We start from the raw sequence: 21,781 nt of genomic DNA, 5'->3' as shown, positions 1-21,781 counted from the left end.
CGGCAAGGCGACGTTGACGCGGTTTGAAGAGATTTTTGAAGAGTATGAAACGAAAAGGAGGTTGGTCATTGTACTAGCCTCCTTTTGATATGATATAATAGTTCTATGAGATTAGATAAATTTTTAGTTGCCTGTGCGGTGGGAAGTCGGACTGAGGTCAAAAACTTGCTCAAGGCTGGGCGCGTGACTGTAAATGGTAAAAAAGAAAAATCAGCTAAATTGCAGATTGATGAAGAAAGAGATGAGATTCGCTTTGATGGGCAAGTGTTGGAGTATGAAGAGTTTGTCTACTATATGATGAACAAGCCCCAAGGAGTTATCTCAGCGACTGAGGATCCCAAGCACAGAACCGTTCTGGACTTGTTGGATGATATTGCTCGGAGCAAGGAAGTTTTCCCAGTAGGGCGCTTGGATATCGATACGCATGGACTCCTGCTCCTGACCAATGACGGTCAGCTTGCCCATGCTCTTCTTTCACCCAAGCGTCATGTGGACAAGACCTATCTGGCTCAGGTCAAGGGAATTATGACACAAGAAGATGTGGAGATATTTGCCAAGGGTATTCCTCTCAAAGACTTTACTTGTCAACCCGCTAGACTGGAGATTCTTTCCACAGATGCAGAAAAGAATCAGAGCCAAATCCGTGTGACTATTGCAGAAGGAAAGTTTCATCAGGTCAAGCGTATGGTGGGCTACTGTGGCAAGGAAGTTGTGGACTTGCAACGATTGACTATGGGAACTTTAGTATTAGATGAGAACCTGGAACGAGGGGAATGGCGTCGCTTGACCAAGGAAGAATTAGAAATTCTCCTTGCTAGTATTGCTTAATTTGATTTATATTTGAAAAAGGTGAGGAAGAATATCCTTGCCTTTTATGTTTTTCAGTTGCTTCCTTTGTAAAAAGCGTTATAATAGACTGTAGAATAAAAGGAGGAATCTATGAACGCGATTCAAGAATCATTTACTGATAAACTATTTGCCAATTATGAAGCAAATGTAAAATACCAAGCGATTGAAAATGCTGCTAGCCACAACGGAATTTTTGCAGCTCTGGAACGTCGCCAAAGCCATGTAGACAACACACCTGTTTTCTCATTGGATTTAACCAAGGACAAGGTCACTAACCAGAAAGCGTCTGGTCGTTGCTGGATGTTTGCGGCTCTCAACACTTTTCGCCACAAACTCATCTCTCAATACAAATTGGAGAACTTTGAGTTGTCACAAGCCCACACTTTCTTCTGGGACAAGTATGAGAAATCAAACTGGTTCTTGGAGCAAGTCATTGCGACTGCAGACCAAGAATTGACGAGCCGTAAGGTTAGCTTCTTACTCCAAATACCACAACAAGATGGTGGTCAATGGGATATGGTCGTTTCCCTCTTTGAAAAATACGGTGTCGTGCCTAAGTCAGTTTATCCTGAGTCTGTTTCATCTAGTAGCAGCCGTGAGCTAAATGCAATCCTTAACAAATTGCTGCGCCAAGATGCTCAAATCTTGCGTGACTTACTAGCTTCTGGCGCAGACCAAGCGACTGTTCAAGCTAAGAAAGAAGACCTCTTGCAAGAGATCTTTAACTTCCTTGCCATGTCACTAGGACTACCACCACGTCAGTTTGACTTTGCTTATCGTGATAAGGATAATAACTACCAAAGCGAAAAAGGTATTACTCCACAGGAATTTTACAAGAAATATGTCAATCTTCCTTTAGAAGACTACGTTTCTGTTATCAATGCTCCAACTGCTGATAAACCATACGGTAAATCTTACACAGTTGAGATGTTGGGAAATGTCGTTGGTAGCCGTGCGGTTCGTTACATCAACGTTCCAATGGAGCGCTTGAAAGAATTGGCGATTGCCCAAATGCAAGCAGGTGAGACTGTTTGGTTTGGTTCTGATGTTGGCCAGCTCAGCAACCGCAAAGCTGGAATCCTTGCGACAGATGTTTATGACTTTGAATCAAGCATGGACATTAAACTTACTCAAGACAAGGCTGGACGTTTGGACTATAGCGAAAGCTTGATGACCCACGCCATGGTCTTGACAGGTGTTGACTTGGACGAAAATGGTAAATCAACCAAGTGGAAGGTTGAAAACTCATGGGGAGACAAGGTCGGTACAGATGGTTACTTTGTTGCCTCAGACGCTTGGATGGACGAATACACTTACCAAATCGTTGTCCGTAAGGAATTGCTGACAGCAGAAGAACAAGCTGCCTATGAAGCAGAACCAATTGTGCTTGCACCTTGGGATCCAATGGGAGCCTTGGCAGAATAATACTCTTCGAAAATCAAATTCAAACCACGTCAGCTTCGCCTTGCCGTACTCAAGTACAGCCTGCGGCTCGCTTCCTAGTTTGCTCTTTGATTTTCATTGAGTATAAAAGCCTAGAAAAAAGGAATCAGATTTTAGAACCTGGTTCCTTTTAAGTTGCTTGATTACATGATGTGAAGAACATGTGCCACAATACCCACTGCGAAGAGGGCAAGGATAATAGTGATTGGAGATACTTTTTTCTTAAGTAAGTACATGCAAAGTAAAGTAAGGAGTAGTCCTGATAATCCAGGAATCAACATATCCAAGTTTTGTTGGAAAGTAGTAACTTTTTCAGGAGTTTGAGACAATCCTTGTCCTACTTGTGCGAATGCTTCTTGGATACCTTTAGACCCTTCTGGCAATTTATCCCAATGGATATAAGCCTTTTCATCTAGTTGAACTTTAGAAACATCGAAAGCAAATTTAATATTTACCCAACGTTGAACAAGGACAGCAAGAATGAACATCCCAAGGATAGAAGCTCCTTTAGTGATATCTTGAAGGATACCACCAGACATATCTTTAGTGATTTCTGATCCAGCCTTGTATCCAATCTCTTGAACATACCACAAGAATGACATACGAATCAAGTTCCATGCAACAAAGAAGAGGAGTGGCCCCAAGATATTGCCAGTAAGGGCAAGTGAAGCACCGAGAGATCCAAGGATTGGGCGTACTGTAAACCAGAATACTGGGTCACCGATACCAGCAAGAGGTCCCATCATACCGATTTTAACCCCTTGGATAGCAGCGTCATCGATTTCCACACCGTTAGCACGTTCTTCTTCAAGCGCAAGAGTAACCCCCATGACTGGAGCAGCTACGTATGGATGAGTGTTGAAGAACTCAAGGTGACGCTCAAGAGCAGCGATTTGATCTTCTTTTTTAGTATAGAGTTTTTTGATAGCTGGAATGAGTGTATAAGCCCAGCCCAAGTTTTGCATCCGTTCAAAGTTCCAAGACCCTTGTAAGAAGGTTGAACGCCACCAAACTTTTTTACGATCTGATTTAGTTAATTGAAGTTTTTCAGTCATGATGTTTTCAGTCCTTTCTTATCTTAGTAGTCTTCTAGGATATCGCCGATTGGGTCGTTAGAAGTTGCGGCTCCTCCGCCACCATTTCCACCAGTTTTAGAAAGGTGAAGGTAGATAAGAGCGATAGCAACACCGATAGCACCGAATCCGATTAGAGTAATATCTGACACAGCAGCGAGAACGAAACCAAGAGCGAAGAATGGCCATACTTCACGAGTTGCCATCATGTTGATAACCATGGCGTAACCAACGGCAACGACCATACCACCACCGATAGCCATACCATCTTTGAGCCAGTCTGGCATGGCACTAAGGATACTTTGTACAGTTTCAGTTGGTACCATAAGGAGAAGAGCTGCAGGAAGCGCGATACGAAGTCCTTGGAAAAGTAGCGCGATGAAATGCGCACGCTCCACAGCGCCGAAGTCACCTTTTTTAGCGGCAGCATCTGCAGTATGAACCAAACCAACTGAGATTGTACGAACAATCATAGTTAAGAATAGACCAGCAACGGCAAGAGGGATAGCAACCGCTTGGGCAACACCGATACCTGTCTTGGTAAAGTCACCACCAAGAACCATGATAATGGCAGCAGCGACAGAAGCAAGTGCAGCATCAGGAGCGATAGCAGCACCGATATTTGACCAACCAAGGGCAATCATTTGAAGCGATCCACCGAGGATAATCCCTGCTTCCAAGTGACCTGTTACAAGCCCAATAAGGGTACAGGCTACAAGTGGTTGGTGAAATTGGAATTGGTCGAGGACACCTTCAAGACCTGCAAGGAAGGCTACAACGACTACTAAAACCATAGAAATAATAGACATGTTTAAAATCCTTTCATAAATAATGGCTTATTTGACATTGGCTTTGTTAATCAAGTCAAACAAATCTTTTTTAGAATCATTTGGTACTTTACGGACATCGAATTCAACACCGAGGTCACGCATTTTTTCAAATGTAGCAACGTCTTCTTTGTCCATAGACAAAACAGTATTGACCAATGTTTTACCTGTTGAGTGAGCCATAGAACCAACGTTAAGAGTTTTGATTGGCACGCCACCTTCGATGGCACGAAGGGCATCTTGAGGTGTTTCAAACAAGATAAGGGCATGTGTTTCTCCAAAACGTGGGTCTTTTGAAACCTCAATCAGTTTTTGAATTGGAACCACGTTAGCCTTGACATTACCTGGAGCTGCTTGTTTAATCAATTCTTTACGAAGGTCGTCTTTAGCTACGTTATCTGAAGCAACGATGATACGATTTGCTTTTGAATCTGGAGTCCAAGCAGTTGCAACCTGACCGTGAAGTAGACGTGTGTCAAGACGGGCAAGATTGATTTTCAATTTACCGTCTCCGATAACAGTTCCTTCTGGGATAGCAGCTTGGGCAACTGGAGCAGCTGCAGCGCTTGCAACTTCTTCAACTGGATTTAGCTCTTCTGGAAGAGCTTTGATGCCATCTTTGGCTTCTTTAATGATATTAGCAGCGACTTTTTCTACACCTGCAGCAGCGTCCATGAGGCGCTCTGTGTAGGCTTGAATCAACATCGGTAAGTTAAGTCCTGTGATGATGGCAAACTTACGCTCAGGATTTTCTCCCATCACGCGACTAGCTTGGTTAAATGGAGAACCACTCCAAAGGTCAGCCAAAACTAGAACCTCATCTTCTGCGTCAAATGCAGCAACAGCGTTATTAAACTTAGCGTATAGATCATCAGGACCTTCATTTGGCATAAAGGTCACAACTTGAACCTTTTCTTGTTCACCAAAGATCATAGATCCTGACTGATGAATACCCGCAGCAAATTCGCCGTGGCTCGCAATAATGATTCCGATACTCATTATTGTCATTCCTCCTTTTTTGTTTTAGTTTTCATTTAAGAAAACTTTAAGACTGTTTAAGTATAAACCGTTTTCATGTAAAAAGCAACTATTTATCATAAAAAATTAAAAAAACTTTTACTTTTGGATGTTGATATATTGAGTTTTTTGAGGAGTAATATTGAATCCACATTTAAAAATTTAATATAAAAAAGTTGAAAGAAGCTTCCAACTTTTAAAATAGGTTTCTATTAGATTAGTGGGTGAAGTCGAGTACCATACGTCCTTGGATTTGACCTTTTTCCATTTCGTCGAAAATGGCAACAGCATCTTCTACTGGACGTTTTTGAACAACTGGAACTACCAAACCTCCTGCACCGAATTGGAAGGCTTCTTCCAAGTCTTTACGAGTTCCAACGAGAGAACCGATGACTTGGATTCCATCTAGAACGGTTTTTACGATACTTAGTTCCATCATTTCAGAAGGAAGGCCGACAGCGACGACGTGACCACCAGCACGAACTGAGTCAACAGCCTGGTTGAAGGCAACTTTAGATACAGCAGTTACGACAGCTGAATGAGCTCCACCATCAGTTTTTTCCTTGATGAGTCCAGCTACATCTTCAACTTCGAGGCCGTTAATCACAATGTCAGCGCCTACTTCTTTTGCAAGGGCAAGTTTGTCATTGTTGATATCGACAGCGATAACATGAGCATTGAATACTTTTTTAGCGTATTGAACAGCGAGGTTACCAAGTCCACCAGCACCGTAAAGAACAACCCATTGGCCTGGTTCAACTTTTGCTTCTTTGATAGCTTTATAGGTTGTTACTACAGCACATGTGATAGAAGAAGCTTGGGCTGGATCAAGTCCGTCAGGAACTTTGACAGCATAGTCAGCAGTTACGATACATTGTTCAGCCATACCACCGTCTACTGAGTAGCCAGCATTTTTCACTGTACGGCAAAGGGTTTCGCGACCAGTTGTACAGTATTCGCAAGTGCCACATCCTTCAAAGAACCAAGCAACGCTGACGCGGTCACCGACTTTAAGGCTTTTCACATCTGGAGCAATCTCTTTAACGATACCGATACCTTCGTGGCCAAGAACACGTCCTGGTACTTGACCAAAGTCACCATGAGCAACGTGGAGGTCAGTGTGGCAAACACCACAGTATTCAATTTCTACAAGTGCTTCCCCAGTTTCAAGTGGACGGAGTACTTTTTCTTCAACAGCAACACCAGTGCTTTCTGGATTTACAACAACAGCTTTCATAGCTATCCTCCTTGATATTGACCGAGAACAGGGACAACGGGACTGGATTGATTATGTTTCAACAGAGTCGAGTGTGACGAGCTTTCTTGTATTTATATGTGAAGTATATCGCAAAAGAAAGCCTTTTCCAAGGTTTTGGAGGCAAAAAGTAGAACAATCGATTAATACTAAACTAAAATAAAAAAGCATTATATAATAGTAATATGAAATCAACTAAAGAAGAAATCCAAGCTATCAAAACACTTTTAAAAGACTCTAGTACAGCTAAATATCATAAACGCCTTCAAATCGTTCTATTTCGTCTGATGGGCAAATCTTATAAAGAGATTATAGAGCTTTTAGACTGTAATCAAACAACGATTTGGCCAACTGTAAAAAAATATGAGGAGTTCGGACTCGATTCTCTCCTTCAAGAAACACGTGGTTGTCGTAACCATGCATATATGACAATTGAGGAAGAGAAAGCCTTTCTTGCCCGTCATTTGAAGGCTGCAGAGGCAGGAGAATTTGTTACAATTGATGCCTTATTTCAGGCTTATAAAAAGGAGTTAGGTTCTTCCTACACACGTGATGCCTTTTATCAACTCTTGAAGCGCCATGGTTGGCGAAATATTAGGCCACGTCCAGAACATCCCAAGAAAGCAGACGTTCAAACCATTGTCGCGTCTAAAAATAAAATCTCAATTCAAGAAGACAAGAAAGCGCTTTAAAACCAGTAGGCATTTTCGTAAGGTTCGCTTGATGTACCAAGATGAGGCTGGTTTCGGTAGAATCAGTAAACTGGGATCTTGTTGGGCTCCAATGGGAGTAGGTCCACATGTCCATAGTCACTATATACGAGAATTTTGCTATTGTTATGGAGCTGTTGATGCCCATACAGGCGAATCATTTTTCTTAATCGCTGGTGGATGTCATACTGAGTGGATGAACGCCTTTTTAGAAGAGCTTTCACAAGCTTATCCAGATGATTATCTTTTACTCGTTATGGATAATGCCATATGGCATAAATCAAGTACCTTAAAGATTCCGACTAATATTGGCTTTACCTTTATTCCTCCATACACACCAGAGATGAACCCCATTGAACAAGTGTGGAAAGAGATTCGTAAACGTGGATTTAAGAATAAAGCCTTTCGAACTTTGGAAGATGTCATGAATCAACTTCAAGATGTCATACAAGGACTGGAGAAGGAGGTGATAAAGTCCATCGTTAATCGGAGATGGACTAGAATGCTTTTTGAAAGTAGATGAGTATTAGAAGGAAGGTCAACAAGATTCTTTTCTGGTTATCAGAAGAGAATCTCTGTTGGCTTTTTTGGCATAAATGAACAATTTTATTTTTCAGAATAGATCAAATATAACAAATAACTCTTAAAATTCAGAAAATTCTATTGACAGGACTTGAAAAAGAGTCTATAATGAATAAAAAACAAAGGAGAATACTATGAAAACAAGAAAAGTATTGGCTCTTGCGGGAGTAACCTTATTAGCAGTTGGTGTTTTAGCTGCTTGTTCTGGGGGTTCAGGTGCTCAAGGTGAAAAAACCTTTGCATTTACTTACGAGACACATCCAGATAATCTCAACTATTTGACAACTGGTAAGGCAGCAACTTCTGAGATTACTAGTAATGTGATTGATGGATTGCTTGAAAATGATAAATACGGGAACCTTGTTCCTTCATTGGCAGAAGACTGGTCGGTCTCTAAGGATGGCTTGACTTATACTTATAAGATTCGTCAGGATGCCAAGTGGTATACATCTGAAGGGGAAGAATATGCTCCTGTTAAAGCGCAGGACTTTGTGACAGGTCTTAAATATGCAACAGATAAGAAAGCAGAAGCCCTTTACTTGGTACAGGATTCAATCAAAGGTCTGGATGCCTATGCCAAAGGTGAAATCACAGACTTTGCTCAAGTCGGGATTAAAGCTCTTGACGACCAAACAATCCAATACACCTTGAACAAACCTGAAACTTTTTGGAATTCCAAAACAACCATGGGTGTGCTTGCGCCAGTCAATGAAGAGTTTTTGAATTCAAAAGGGGATGATTTTGCCAAAGCTACGGATCCAAGTAGTCTCTTGTATAACGGTCCTTATTTGTTGAAATCCATTGTGACCAAATCCTCTGTTGAATTTGCGAAAAATCCTAACTACTGGGATAAGGACAATGTGCATATTGACAAAGTCAAATTGTCATTCTGGGATGGGCAAGATACCAGCAAACCAGCAGAAAACTTTAAAGATGGTAGCCTTACAGCAGCTCGTCTCTATCCAACAAGTGCAAGCTTCGCAGAGCTTGAGAAGAGTATGAAAGACAATATCGTCTATACGCAACAAGACTCTACGACTTATCTAGTAGGGACAAATATTGACCGTCAATCTTATAAACACACATCTAAGACTAGCGAAGAACAAAAGACTTCAACTAAAAAGGCGCTCTTAAACAAGGATTTCCGTCAGGCTATTGCCTTTGGTTTTGACCGTACAGCCTATGCCTCTCAGTTGAATGGAGAAACTGGAGCAAGCAAAATCTTGCGTAATCTCTTTGTTCCACCAACATTTGTTCAAGCAGATGGGAAAAACTTTGGCGATATGGTCAAAGAGAAATTAGTGACTTATGGGGATGAATGGAAGGATGTCAATCTTGCAGATTCACAAGATGGTCTCTACAATCCAGAAAAAGCCAAGGCTGAATTTGCTAAAGCTAAATCAGCTTTACAAGCAGAAGGCGTGACCTTCCCAATTCACCTAGATATGCCTGTTGACCAGACAGCAACGACAAAAGTTCAACGTGTCCAATCTATGAAACAATCCTTGGAAGCAACTTTAGGAACTGATAATGTCGTTATTGATATCCAACAATTGCAAAAAGATGAATTGCTTAATGTAACTTTATTTGCTGAAAATGCTGCTGGCGAAGACTGGGATTTATCAGATAATGTCGGTTGGGGTCCAGACTTTGCCGATCCATCAACTTATCTCGATATTATCAAACCTTCTGTAGGAGAAAGTACTAAAACATATTTAGGATTTGACTCAGGGGAAGATAATGTAGCTGCTAAAAAAGTAGGTCTATATGACTACGAAAAATTGGTTACTGAAGCTGGTGATGAGACAATAGATGTAGCAAAACGATATGATAAATACGCTGCAGCCCAAGCTTGGTTGACAGATAGTGCTTTGATTATTCCAACTACATCTCGTACAGGGCGTCCAATCTTGTCTAAGATGGTACCATTTACAATACCATTTGCATTGTCAGGAAACAAAGGGACAAGTGATCCAGTCTTGTATAAATACTTGGAACTTCAAGACAAGGCAGTCACAGCAGATGAATACCAAAAAGCTCAAGAAAAATGGATGAAAGAAAAAGCAGAATCCAATAAAAAAGCGCAAGAAGAACTTACCAAACATGTCAAATAAAACAAAAAGAGACTGAGTAAACAGTCCTTAAAAGAAAAACGCATATTGTCAGGTGATGAATGAAAAGCCTTGGTCGTATGCGTTTTATTATGGGAAAATGTACTTGACCTCTGTATTTCATTTTGAAAATGACAAAATCCTGAGTTTAGAGTTCTCAGGATTTTTCGTTTACTGTTGTGGTTGTTGTTGAGGGGTCTGTGGAGCTGGAGTTTGATTGGCTCCGGGTGTATTTGGCGCATTGGTACTAGCATCAGGACTTGTGGCTGGTGCTTGATTTTGACTATTATTACTAGCATCAGGACTTGTAGTTGGTGCTAGGCTAGTAGAGCCTTCTGTACTTGTTGAGGAGTTTTCGGTTGAAGATGATTGGGATGTTGTTTCAGTCCAAGTCGGTCTTGCTCCATTTTGGAAAACAAACTGCCCATTTCGATAGATACCATCTGGTATATTCCAATCCTCTGGATTGCTTCCTTCAGACAGGTAGGTCATCATAGAGCGGTAAACTTTGGCAGCGACCGTAAGGCCATTGCCTACAAGTGGTGTCAGACGGTTAGAATAGCCTGTCCATACAGCCATTGAATATTTACGCGTATAGCCAGCAAATAGTTCATCAGGTGCTACAAACTGAGAGGTCTTGATGTGGTTTTCAATTTCCTCGTCTGTATAGTTAGAGGTTCCTGTTTTACCAGCCTGAGGGAGCCAAGCAAGATAGGCATTTCGTCCAGTTCCATAAGTCAAGACTGTTTTCATCATGTCGGTCATCATATAGGCTGTCGTTTCCTTCATGGCACGAGTTCCGACATTAGAGAGCTCTTTTTCACTCCCATCACTAAAGACGACTTTATGGATATACATTGGCTTATAGTAAGTTCCACCATTTGCAAAGGCAGCGTAAGCAGCAGCCATCTTTTCACTACTTGCTCCATATTTTTTGTCTGATTCGGTTGTGTTACTTGAAATGGCATTTGAGTAGTGAAGACTTGGGTAGTCGATTCCGAGACCATTTAGGAAAGTCTTGGCGCGGTTGAGTCCGACCTTATTTAGCGTTTCCACGGCTGGGACGTTTCGCGATTGTTGCAGGGCGTATTGCAAGGTAATGTTGCCAAAGTAGCCCCTATCCCAGTTATAGACAGGGATATCTGTGTCAGGATAGTTATAGGGCTCATCGTGAACGATAGTAGCAGTTGAATCGTAGACACCGTATTCCAGGGCAGGAGCATAGTCTGTGATCGGTTTCATAGTTGATCCCCAGTCACGGTTTGTTTCCACTGCTTGGTTAATTCCGAAGGAAACATTACTTGACTGATGGCGTGCTCCTAGCTGGGCAATGACTTTACCGTTAGAAACATCGACAATGGTAGAAGCGACTTGCAATTCATCGTCTGGATAGGCAACGTATTCGTCTGTATTGTAAATATCCCACAGATGTTTTTGAGCTTCTTGGTCTACATTTGTGTAGACATCCATCCCAGTTGTGAGCAGGTTATAGCCTGTTTCTTCTTCAACTTGATTGATGACTTCCTTGAGGTAATTATCCATGTAAGCAGGGTAATTACTTGCTGATTTGAGACTTTGTAGTCCATCAGTAATTGATGTGTTGACTGCTTTCTCATACTGTTCAGCAGAGATGTAGCCTTGATTTTTCATTTCAGATAAGACCAAGTTTCGGCGGTTTTGGGCTGCTTCTGGATGTGAATAGGGGTCATATTGGTTTGGTGCCTGAGGCATTCCAGCCAGCAAGGCTAACTGAGGTAAACTTAAATTATTGAGGTCTTTACCATAGTAGTTTTGAGCGGCTGTCTGCATTCCATAGTTGCCATTAGACATGTAGACCTTATTTATATAGTAGGTCAAGATTTCTTGCTTGGTTGCTTTTTGTTCTAACTGAATCGCTAACCAAGCTTCCTGAGCCTTACGAGAAATAGTCTGGTCGGAAGTCGAGGTTGAAAAGTAAGTCAACTTAATCAACTGTTGGGTGAGAGTTGATCCACCTTGGAGGGAATTGCTTTGCAGATTGCGCAAGAAAGCTCCCAGGATACGGATGGTATCAATCCCCCTGTGGTCGAAGAAGCGATGGTCTTCGATAGAAACGATTGCCTTAACCAAATCTGTGGGAATATCATTAGCTTGGGCATTGACGCGGCGTTCAGAACCCAAGTCGGCAATGAGTTGATTTTTATTGTCGTAGATTTTACTAGAAGTTGTTGCAACTAGTTTACTCTCGGATAGGGTAGGAGCCTTGCTAACGTAGTAGAAAAAAACTCCTCCGCCTAAGACGATGGTTGCGATAACCAAGCTTAAGAAGCTAATGCCCAGATACTTGATTAGGCGCAGAATCGTTGGTTTGTTCATCTTGTTTTACCACCTAATAAATATTCTTTGATAACATTGAGATAAGGAATTTGAGGGAAGGCACTAGCCTTGATTTCATATCCATATTCTCGAATATATCCAAGTGGCATTGATTTTTGTCCCTTATCTTGATGATAGAAGCGAATCAAATCGAATGCCGGCAATAAGTAGGTTTCTTGCTGAGAAGAAAAGTGAAGAAGGACAAAGCAGATTCCTTGTTGGGCAAGGACTTGTTCCATATGCTGAATCTGATGTGGATGAAAATTTTTCATCGGAATCGCACGTTTTTGTTTTGTTTCCTTGGCTTCAAAGTCGATGTAATATCCATTATAAACGCCAGAATAGTCCGTCGTTGAAGCTTGTCGAAAATAGGCTTCAACAATCTTGGCACGACTTCGTTGTGGATAGTCCACTCGTACGATTTGAATAGGGGTTGGTTTCTTGTGTATAACAGCCAAGCCCTGAGACAAATAGTAGTCGTTGGTAGCATTGATCATCTTTTCAAAAGACATTCCTCGATTTGCGAAATTTTTGGGTTGAGAAAGAGATGTTTGTCTTTTTTGTGATGAAAGTTTATGTGGATAGTTGACCATAATTCTCCTTATTGGTGCAATAATATCACTTTATTATACCATAAATTTGCACAGAAAGGGTTAAAAATGACTATAGCTTTTATCACAAGATATTTTTTCGCTTCATTCATATTCAGTTGGATCCTTTTCATATGACTATTCTACCAAATGGGATATTTTCACGTTCGATTTACTAAAGACATTATCACATTCGAATCACAACGTAGTATAAAAAATATAAATATCATTTGATTTAATTTTATAAATGTTATATAATGATGTCGAAAGCGCTTTACAAACAAGATATAATCTAGAGTCGTAATTATATAGGCTTGATTTTAGCTTTATTGTTTTATTGATTCGGAAGATTCTTCTAGTAATTAACTACAGACTGATTAAACTTGGGATTGAAATTATCTCCATACTTATATATTTTGAAGGAATCTCTATGAAAGACATTATTCGGATACTATCTATTGGCTTTTTATGGATTCTGTTGATAGCAAATGTAGTGCATGCAGCAACTGCGATTACTTATAATGGACAGGGAATAAGAGGTAAATATTCAATACAAGCTTGGTACACTAACCGTAGAAGAACCTATACTGTTAATCATAACCAAACTCCTAGACCTGGGAGTGGGAACGTAGGGTTTAGAGTTTCTGTTGTGAGTCGTTCATGGATTGGTGGTAAAATATATGCATCATCTGTTTATTATGGAAAAACTAGTGGAACAATTAGTGTTGATCTAAATTCAGGTACTTATGGATTATATTTCAATACTGAGGATAGAGGTTTATATAATATTTCAGGTAGTGTGACTTATTAATTGAGTATTTATTTGGATAAGTCTTTTATTAACTATTTTATAATTTCTTAGTTTAATACTCTTCCTTACTAATCATATCAATTGGTTTTTATAGTAAAATGAAACTAGAATAGTACAACATAATTTCTAAAGCATTGTTAGAAATTAATTTGAATGCCTCAAATGATTTATCCTCATCTTATTTCAATTTACTATAGTTTCTTTGTGAGTTTTGATGTAGAAAAGTATTTTGTGATGGATTATAAAGATTGAATAGATATAAGTTATTTTAAAACATACTTTTAAAGAGAATTTGGTAATAATAAGTGAATTATTATCAATTAAAAATAAGTTTGGTAAAAAATCTTTACAATCAGAAAAACCGAATATTATCACGATTTTAAAATCTTTGATCATATACGGTTTATTATTGAAATATTTGTTTTCTCTTAAAATTGATGCTTTTATAAAATTAAAAAGCAATATAGGTAGTAGATATTTTCATAGATTTGTTACTGATTTTGTCAGTATTATCTACAACCTCAAAAAAGGATACTATTCAAACTGTGCTTAGTTCTTTTGTTTTCTGTTTACTATGAGTTTTCACCTGGCCTTCTTTAAAATCAAAGTTTACATGTTTTGTTGACAGTTTGCGTAATAAACATCGGAGTTTAAATATATACTTTAAACAAATGCCTATCATTAGTACATATTATAAAAAATGATGCTCTTTCTGATTTTAAAGGAATGTAAATAGAATATCTAAGATTTGTAGTTTTATTTTATGTAATGAATTATCTTTTTTCCTAATCTGCTATCATGGATATTGCTTCCAATTATAAAACCTATTGTGTTTGTAAATATATCTCCTATATCAAAGAATCCGAGATGAAATACATATTGTGAGGTTTCTATTATTGTTATGAAAAAGATAAAACGCATGACTGTTTTAAAATTAAATTTAAATAATCCTCCTATTGGGATAAAAATTACAATATTTAAAAGAGGAATTGTTGAATCAATTAAAAGTGAATCTTTGATAAACTCAACGAGATTAAAGTTAACTCCCTGAATACCTAAATTTTTAAAAAGTAGCGAATAAACAAGAATTAAACAGTAAAGAAAATAAGATATTCTTATCAATCTAGTATCAAGTCTGTGCGTATAGCTAGATCTTAGGAAAGTGAATAAAAACAATGTTAGAATTAGAATGATGAATAGAGGTCTCCAGAAATCAGAGCCACCGGTAGGAAAACTAAAGATAGAGATGAATTGGAAGTAAAGGTATTCCATAAAAAACCATCTACAAATTAGGAAGGAAATAGCTAAATTTAAAAAATCAAGTATATATATTTTTTTCATTTTATAATCTCCTAAATTTCATTTATATACCATATTATATCATAAATTTGCACAGAAAGGGTTAAAAATGGCTACAGCTTTGGTTTTAGGCTATTCTGCTTTTGATTTGGGTTTGTTTTCTGACAAGGATCCTCGTCTTAAATTGATTAAAAAAGCGATACGTAAAGATTTAGAGGCTATGGCAGCAGATGGGGTGTCTTGGCTTGTATTTACAGGGACTTTAGGCTTTGAATATTGGGTTCTAGAGGTTGCGCAGGAGATGAAAACCGAATATGGTTTTCAGTTGGCCACCATTTTTGCTTTTGAAACCCATGGGGAAAATTGGAATGAAGCCAATCAGATGAAACTGAGCCGTTTTAAGCAGGTAGACTTTGTCAAATATGCTTATTCTCGCTATGAACACAAGGGGCAGTTAAGAGATTATCAGCAGTTTTTACTGGAAAATACGAATAGCTCCTATCTTTTTTATGATGAAGAAAATGAAACGAAATTAGCTTATTTTTACCAAAAGATGAAAAATCAAGAGGACTATTTTATAAAGAGATTAACATTTGATCAATTAAATGAACTTGCTGAAAATTTTTCCGAAAATTGAAGCTTTGACCTTGATTTTTGTTTGCCTTTTTTTATATAATAATACTAGCAAGCGAGAATGGAGAGAGACATGGCAAGTATTATTTTTTCAGCAAAAGATATTTTTGAACAAGAGTTTGGGCGTGAAGTCCGTGGCTATAGTAAGGTAGAAGTTGATGAGTTTTTAGACGATGTCATCAAGGACTATGAAACCTATGCTGCCTTGGTCAAGTCACTTCGTCAGGAGATTGCGGATTTGAAGGAAGAATTAACTCGTAAACCGCAAGTGAGCTCGGCTCCAAGTCCTAGTCACCCAGATCCAATTGATGTGGCTGCTTCATCTTCTATGACGAATTTTGATATTTTGAAACGCTTGAATCGTCTTGAAAAAGAAGTATTCGGTAAACAAATTTTAGACAATACTGATTTGTAATTCAGGTCTTGTTACATGCAATTTTTGGATAATCGCGTGAGGAGAATTGCTTCTCATGAGGAAAGTCCATGCTAGCACAGGCTGTGATGCCTGTAGTGTTTGTGCTAGGCGAAACCATAAGCCTAGGGACGAGAAATCGTTACGGCAGTTGAAATGGCTAAGTCTTTTGATAGGTCAGAGTAGGCTTGAAAGTGCCACAGTGACGGAGTCTTTCTGGAAACGGAGAGAGTGGAACGCGGTAAACCCCTCAAGCTAGCAACCCAAATTTTGGTCGGGGCATGGAGTACACGGAAACGAACGTAGTATTCTGACTGCTATCAGCTGGAGCTGTTAGTGGTAGACAGATGATTATCGAAGGAAGTGGTCCTAGTCACTTCTGGAACAAAACATGGCTTATAGAAAATTGCATATAGGTTGGGGCTGAGAAATTTTCTCAACCTCATTTTTTAAAGTGAACAAAAGAAAGGTCTTACAAGACTGTAACATGAAAAAAGAATTTAATTTAATTGCAACTGCGGCAGCAGGACTTGAAGCTGTTGTAGGACGAGAAGTGCGAGAGTTGGGCTACGATTGTCAGGTTGAAAATGGTCGTGTTCGTTTTCAAGGAGACGTGAGAGCTATTATCGAAACCAACCTCTGGCTTCGGGCAGCAGATCGTATCAAAATTATCGTAGGAACGTTCCCAGCTAAGACTTTTGAAGAGCTGTTTCAGGGAGTTTTCGCCCTAGATTGGGAAAATTATTTACCACTTGGAGCTCGGTTCCCGATTTCAAAAGCCAAATGTGTTAAATCTAAACTTCACAATGAGCCCAGTGTTCAGGCTATTTCTAAGAAAGCTGTTGTCAAGAAATTGCAGAAACACTATGCTCGCCCAGAAGGTGTTCCTCTGATGGAGAATGGCCCAGAGTTTAAGATTGAGGTCTCTATTCTCAAAGATGTGGCAACTGTCATGATTGATACGACAGGATCCAGTCTCTTTAAACGTGCCTATCGTACGGAAAAGGGTGGGGCTCCTATCAAGGAAAATATGGCAGCAGCTATTTTGCAACTCTCTAACTGGTATCCAGACAAGCCTTTGATTGATCCGACCTGTGGTTCGGGGACTTTCTGTATTGAGGCAGTTATGATTGCTCGAAAGATGGCACCAGGACTTCGTCGCTCTTTTGCCTTTGAGGAATGGAACTGGATTAGTGATCGCTTGATTCAAGAAGTGCGTACAGAAGCGGCTAAAAAAGTAGACCGTGAGCTGGAACTGGATATTATGGGCTGTGATATTGATGCTCGCATGGTGGAAATTGCTAAGGCCAATGCTCAGGCAGCGGGTGTTGTAGGAGACATTACTTTTAAGCAGATGCGCGTGCAGGATTTGCGTTCCGATAAAATCAATGGTGTAATCATCTCCAATCCGCCTTACGGGGAGCGTTTATCAGATGATGCAGGGGTGACCAAGCTTTATGCTGAGATGGGTCAAGTATTTGCACCACTGAAAACTTGGAGCAAATTTATCTTGACTAGTGATGAAGCCTTTGAAAGCAAGTATGGTAGCCAAGCAGATAAGAAGCGTAAGTTATACAACGGAACCTTGAAAGTGGATCTGTATCAATATTTTGGTCAGCGTGTCAAACGGCAAGAGGTAAAATAGAAAGGGATACTCATGAGTAAAAAAAGACGAAATCGTCATAAAAAAGAAGGTCAAGAACCGCAATTTGATTTTGATGAAGCAAAAGAGCTAACAGTTGGTCAAGCTATTCGTAAAAATGAAGAAGTGGAAGCAGGAGTCTTGCCTGAGGATTCCATTTTGGACAAGTATGTTAAACAACACAAAGATGAAATCGAAGCAGATAAGTTTGCGACTCGCCAATACAAAAAAGAGGAGTTAGTTGAAACTCATAGTCTGGATGATTTAATTCAAGAGATGCGTGAGGCTGTAGAGGAGTCAGAAGCTTCTTCGGAGGAAGTTCCATCTTCTGAAGACATCTTACCACCCTTGCCTTTGGACGATGAGGAGCAAGGCTTGGATCCTCTATTGCTAGAGGATGAAACTCCAACAGAAATGACTGAAGAAGTGGAAGAGGAGCAAAACCTTTCTCGTCTGGATCAAGAGGACTCAGAAAAGAAAAGTAAAAAAGGCTTTGTTTTGACCGCTTTGGCGCTTGTATCAGTGATTATCTGTGTCAGTGCTTATTATGTCTATCGTCAAGTGAATCGCTCGACCAAGGAAATTGAAACTTCTCAATCAACTACAGCCAATCAATCAGATGTGGATGATTTTAATACACTTTATGACGCCTTCTACACAGATAGTAATAAAACGGCTTTGAAAAATAGCCAGTTTGATAAACTGAGTCAACTCAAAACCTTGCTTGATAAACTGGAAGGTAGTCGTGAACATACGCTAGCCAAATCTAAGTATGATAGTCTAGCAACGCAAATCAAGGCCATTCAAGATGTCAATGCTCAATTTGAGAAACCAGCTATTGTGGACGGTGTGTTGGATACCAATGCCAAAGCCAAATCGGATGCTAAATTTACGGATATTAAAACTGGAAATACGGAGCTTGATAAAGTGCTAGATAAGGCTATCAGCCTTGGTAAGAGCCAGCAAACAAGTACTTCTAGCTCAAGTTCAAGTGAAACTAGTAGCTCAAGCACTAGTCAAACAAGCTCAAATACGACTAGTGAGACAAGCCCAAGTAGTTCAAATGCTGCCTCAAATGAGACTAGAAGTTCTCGTAGCAAAGTCAATATGGGCGTATCAAGTGCGGGTGTTGCTGTTCAAAGAAGTGCCAGTCGTGTTGCCTATAACCAGTCTGCTATTGATGATAGTAACAACTCTGCCTGGGATTTTGCGGATGGTGTCTTGGAACAAATTCTAGCGACTTCACGATCACGTGGCTATATCACTGGAGACCAATATATCCTTGAACGTGTCAATATCGTTAACGGCAATGGTTATTACAACCTCTACAAGCCAGATGGAACCTATCTCTTTACCCTTAACTGTAAGACAGGCTACTTTGTCGGAAATGGCGCTGGTCATGCAGATGACTTGGACTACTAAGCAGTCGTTACAAAATTCTTTCTTTTCAAAAGTAAAAATGATAAAATAAAATAAATGAAACAAGAGGAGTGTCAAATGACAAAAGCTAACTTTGGTGTCGTAGGTATGGCCGTAATGGGTCGTAACCTTGCCCTTAATATTGAATCTCGTGGTTACACAGTTGCTATTTACAACCGTAGTAAAGAAAAAACGGAAGATGTGATTGCTTGCCATCCTGAAAAGAACTTTGTACCAAGCTATGACGTTGAAAGTTTTGTAAACTCAATCGAAAAACCTCGCCGTATCATGCTGATGGTTCAAGCTGGACCTGGTACAGATGCTACTATCCAAGCCCTTCTTCCACACCTTGACAAAGGTGATATCTTGATTGACGGCGGAAACACTTTCTACAAAGACACCATCCGTCGTAATGAAGAATTGGCAAACTCAGGTATCAACTTTATCGGTACTGGGGTTTCTGGTGGTGAAAAAGGTGCCCTTGAAGGGCCGTCTATCATGCCTGGTGGACAAAAAGAAGCCTACGAATTGGTTGCAGATGTTCTTGAAGAAATTTCAGCTAAAGCACCAGAAGATGGCAAACCATGTGTGACTTACATCGGTCCTGATGGAGCTGGTCACTATGTGAAAATGGTTCACAACGGTATCGAGTATGGGGATATGCAATTGATCGCAGAAAGCTATGACTTGATGCAACACTTGCTTGGCCTTTCTGCAGAAGACATGGCTGAAATCTTTACTGAGTGGAACAAGGGTGAATTGGACAGCTACTTGATCGAAATCACAGCTGATATCTTGAGCCGTAAAGACGATGAAGGTCAAGACGGACCAATCGTAGACTACATCCTTGATGCCGCGGGTAACAAGGGAACTGGTAAATGGACTAGCCAATCATCACTTGACCTTGGTGTGCCATTGTCGCTAATTACTGAGTCAGTATTTGCTCGCTACATTTCAACTTACAAAGAAGAACGCGTGCATGCTAGCAAGGTTCTTCCAAAACCAGCTGCCTTCAAATTTGAAGGAGATAAGGCTGAATTGATTGAAAAAATCCGTCAAGCCCTTTACTTCTCAAAAATCATCTCATACGCACAAGGTTTTGCGCAATTACGTGTAGCTTCTAAAGAAAATAACTGGAACTTGCCATTTGCAGACATCGCATCTATCTGGCGTGATGGCTGTATCATCCGTTCTCGTTTCTTGCAAAAGATTACAGATGCTTACAACCGTGATGCAGACCTTGCCAACCTTCTTTTGGATGAGTACTTCTTGGATGTTACTGCTAAGTACCAACAAGCAGTGCGTGATATCGTAGCTCTTGCAGTTCAAGCTGGTGTGCCAGTACCAACCTTCTCAGCAGCTATTACTTACTTTGATAGCTACCGTTCAGCTGATCTTCCAGCTAACTTGATCCAAGCGCAACGTGATTACTTTGGTGCCCACACTTACCAACGTAAAGACAAAGAAGGAACCTTCCACTACTCTTGGTATGACGAAAAATAAGTAGGTCTGCCATGGGGAAACGGATTTTATTACTTGAGAAAGAACGAAATCTAGCTCATTTTTTAAGTTTGGAACTCCAAAAAGAGCAATACCGAGTTGATCAGGTTGAGGAGGGGCAAAAAGCCTTCTCCATGGCTCTTCAGACAGACTATGACTTGATTTTATTGAATGCTCATCTGGGGGATATGACAGCCCAGGATTTTGCAGATAAGCTGAGTCGAACTAAGCCAGCCTCAGTCATCATGATTTTAGATCATTGGGAAGACTTGCAAGAAGAGCTGGAAGTTGTTCAGCGTTTTGCAGTTTCATACATCTATAAGCCAGTCCTTATCGAAAATCTGGTAGCGCGTATTTCGGCGATCTTCCGAGGTCGGGACTTCATTGATCAACACTGCAGTCTGATGAAAGTTCCAAGGACCTACCGCAATCTTAGGATAGATGTTGAACATCACACGGTTTATCGTGGTGAAGAGATGATTGCTCTGACTCGCCGTGAGTATGACCTTTTGGCGACACTTATGGGAAGCAAGAAAGTTCTGACTCGTGAGCAGTTGTTGGAAAGTGTCTGGAAGTATGAAAGTGGGACCGAGACAAATATCGTAGATGTCTATATCCGTTATCTACGTAGCAAGCTTGATGTAAAAGGTCAAAAAAGCTACATTAAAACCGTGCGTGGTGTTGGTTACACCATGCAAGAATAGAAAAGCAGTTGCAGTTGTGTAACTGCTTTTTTCAAATGGAGAAAGGGATGTCTTTCCGTTTTTTTCTTTGTATAGTGGATTGAAACTAGAATGGTACACCACAACTGCTAAAACTTTTCTAGAAATTAATTTAACTTTCCTAATCGATTTGTTCACATCTTATTTCAATTTACTATATTGACAGGGACGAACAGATGTGTTACAATTTTTTTAGGAGGATAAAATAATGAAGAAAACATTTTATCGCAAATTCGGTATTTCAATTATTGCGGGTACTTTATTAGCTAGCCTGCTATCGACAGTATCTGCTTTGACTGTTATTTCAAGTACAGGCGAGGAGTATGAGGTAAGTGAAACATTACAAGAGAGTCCAGGAACTAATAATTTTTCACTTCCCGATGTTTCACCGACTTATGGTCAATATTATACAAATCAGTCAGAAGTCATTATTGGTAAAAATGATTTAGTTAAGGTAAAAAATACTTTACAATATCCTTACTCTACATCAGCTTATGTAGAGTAAGAATTTTGTGGTGTGAAAAATGGTAA

Annotated in this window: 18 protein-coding genes, 1 other RNA gene and 1 pseudogene; 13 read left to right on the top strand and 7 right to left on the bottom strand. The window is 39.9% G+C overall.

Annotated features, from left to right (window positions below):
- The first annotated feature begins 105 nt into the window (after nt 1-105).
- On the top strand, nt 106-828 hold the full coding sequence (locus HT709_RS07310; RefSeq protein WP_119947943.1) for a pseudouridine synthase: 723 nt from the start codon (nt 106-108) through the stop codon (nt 826-828).
- A 111-nt stretch (nt 829-939) separates the two neighbouring features.
- Entirely contained in the window at nt 940-2,274 is a 1,335-nt protein-coding gene (gene pepC, locus HT709_RS07305) for an aminopeptidase C (RefSeq protein ID WP_172925638.1), read from the top strand.
- A 161-nt stretch (nt 2,275-2,435) separates the two neighbouring features.
- Here the strand turns inward: pepC and HT709_RS07300 are convergent, their stop codons facing one another.
- From HT709_RS07300 to adhP, 4 genes are all read right to left on the bottom strand, one after another.
- A complete protein-coding gene (locus HT709_RS07300) occupies nt 2,436-3,347 on the bottom strand; it encodes a PTS system mannose/fructose/sorbose family transporter subunit IID (RefSeq protein WP_000136861.1) in 912 nt (303 codons plus the stop codon).
- Between the two features lie 23 nt (nt 3,348-3,370).
- On the bottom strand, nt 3,371-4,174 hold the full coding sequence (locus HT709_RS07295; RefSeq protein ID WP_050222833.1) for a PTS mannose/fructose/sorbose transporter subunit IIC: 804 nt from the start codon (nt 4,172-4,174) through the stop codon (nt 3,371-3,373).
- Nucleotides 4,175-4,201: 27 nt separating this feature from the next.
- A complete protein-coding gene (locus HT709_RS07290) occupies nt 4,202-5,191 on the bottom strand; it encodes a PTS sugar transporter subunit IIB (RefSeq protein ID WP_050222834.1) in 990 nt (329 codons plus the stop codon).
- Nucleotides 5,192-5,426: 235 nt separating this feature from the next.
- Nucleotides 5,427-6,446: an alcohol dehydrogenase AdhP gene (gene adhP, locus HT709_RS07285; protein WP_172925637.1), complete on the bottom strand. Its 1,020-nt coding sequence runs from the start codon at nt 6,444-6,446 to the stop codon at nt 5,427-5,429.
- Nucleotides 6,447-6,649: 203 nt separating this feature from the next.
- Here adhP and HT709_RS07280 point away from each other — a divergent pair.
- Nucleotides 6,650-7,697 (top strand): IS630 family transposase gene (locus tag HT709_RS07280; RefSeq protein WP_172925636.1). Its coding sequence is split into 2 segments (ribosomal slippage): nt 6,650-7,146 and nt 7,145-7,697, totalling 1,050 coding nucleotides; the frame shifts between segments, so codons are not numbered across the junction.
- Between the two features lie 193 nt (nt 7,698-7,890).
- On the top strand, nt 7,891-9,870 hold the full coding sequence (locus HT709_RS07275; protein ID WP_172925635.1) for a peptide ABC transporter substrate-binding protein: 1,980 nt from the start codon (nt 7,891-7,893) through the stop codon (nt 9,868-9,870).
- 168 nt (nt 9,871-10,038) lie between these two features.
- Here HT709_RS07275 and pbp1a read toward each other — a convergent pair whose 3' ends face one another.
- Nucleotides 10,039-12,222: a penicillin-binding protein PBP1A gene (gene pbp1a / locus HT709_RS07270; RefSeq protein WP_172925634.1), complete on the bottom strand. Its 2,184-nt coding sequence runs from the start codon at nt 12,220-12,222 to the stop codon at nt 10,039-10,041.
- Nucleotides 12,219-12,815 (bottom strand): Holliday junction resolvase RecU, encoded by a 597-nt coding sequence (gene recU, locus HT709_RS07265; RefSeq protein WP_000248778.1) that lies wholly within the window; start codon nt 12,813-12,815, stop codon nt 12,219-12,221. The genes pbp1a and recU overlap by 4 nt, the downstream gene beginning before the upstream one ends.
- Nucleotides 12,816-13,242: 427 nt before the next feature.
- On the opposite strand from recU, the gene HT709_RS07260 reads away from it, so the two are divergent.
- Entirely contained in the window at nt 13,243-13,623 is a 381-nt protein-coding gene (locus HT709_RS07260) for a hypothetical protein (protein WP_023935617.1), read from the top strand.
- Between the two features lie 756 nt (nt 13,624-14,379).
- Here HT709_RS07260 and HT709_RS07255 read toward each other — a convergent pair.
- Complete coding sequence (locus HT709_RS07255) at nt 14,380-14,964, bottom strand: VanZ family protein (protein WP_000725526.1); 585 nt, start codon at nt 14,962-14,964, stop codon at nt 14,380-14,382.
- Nucleotides 14,965-15,031: 67 nt separating this feature from the next.
- On the opposite strand from HT709_RS07255, the gene HT709_RS07250 reads away from it, so the two are divergent.
- The 8 genes and pseudogenes from HT709_RS07250 to HT709_RS07215 form a co-directional block, all read left to right on the top strand.
- Nucleotides 15,032-15,559 (top strand): DUF1273 domain-containing protein, encoded by a 528-nt coding sequence (locus HT709_RS07250; RefSeq protein ID WP_023935618.1) that lies wholly within the window; start codon nt 15,032-15,034, stop codon nt 15,557-15,559.
- Between the two features lie 69 nt (nt 15,560-15,628).
- Nucleotides 15,629-15,970, top strand: coding sequence for a cell division regulator GpsB (gene gpsB / locus HT709_RS07245; RefSeq protein WP_000146532.1), 342 nt, complete (start codon nt 15,629-15,631; stop codon nt 15,968-15,970).
- A gap of 20 nt (nt 15,971-15,990) precedes the next feature.
- Nucleotides 15,991-16,371, top strand: an RNA gene (gene rnpB / locus HT709_RS07240) — RNase P RNA component class B.
- An 83-nt stretch (nt 16,372-16,454) separates the two neighbouring features.
- Nucleotides 16,455-17,612 (top strand): class I SAM-dependent RNA methyltransferase, encoded by a 1,158-nt coding sequence (locus HT709_RS07235; protein ID WP_000711366.1) that lies wholly within the window; start codon nt 16,455-16,457, stop codon nt 17,610-17,612.
- Nucleotides 17,613-17,624: 12 nt separating this feature from the next.
- Nucleotides 17,625-19,031: a mid-cell-anchored protein MapZ gene (gene mapZ, locus HT709_RS07230; RefSeq protein ID WP_000039262.1), complete on the top strand. Its 1,407-nt coding sequence runs from the start codon at nt 17,625-17,627 to the stop codon at nt 19,029-19,031.
- Between the two features lie 75 nt (nt 19,032-19,106).
- Entirely contained in the window at nt 19,107-20,531 is a 1,425-nt protein-coding gene (gene gndA, locus HT709_RS07225; protein ID WP_000158778.1) for an NADP-dependent phosphogluconate dehydrogenase, read from the top strand.
- Nucleotides 20,532-20,542: 11 nt separating this feature from the next.
- On the top strand, nt 20,543-21,232 hold the full coding sequence (locus tag HT709_RS07220) for a response regulator transcription factor (protein ID WP_000518020.1): 690 nt from the start codon (nt 20,543-20,545) through the stop codon (nt 21,230-21,232).
- Nucleotides 21,233-21,458: 226 nt separating this feature from the next.
- A pseudogene (locus HT709_RS07215) lies at nt 21,459-21,752 on the top strand (choline-binding protein G); the annotation flags it as partial.
- Between the last annotated feature and the right edge of the window lie 29 nt (nt 21,753-21,781).

It is taken from the genome of Streptococcus sp. 1343 (assembly GCF_013277355.1).
In the GTDB taxonomy this organism is placed as follows: domain Bacteria; phylum Bacillota; class Bacilli; order Lactobacillales; family Streptococcaceae; genus Streptococcus; species Streptococcus pseudopneumoniae.
Note: the sequence above shows the minus strand (reverse complement) of the source record. Positions and strands in the feature narration are given on the sequence as shown.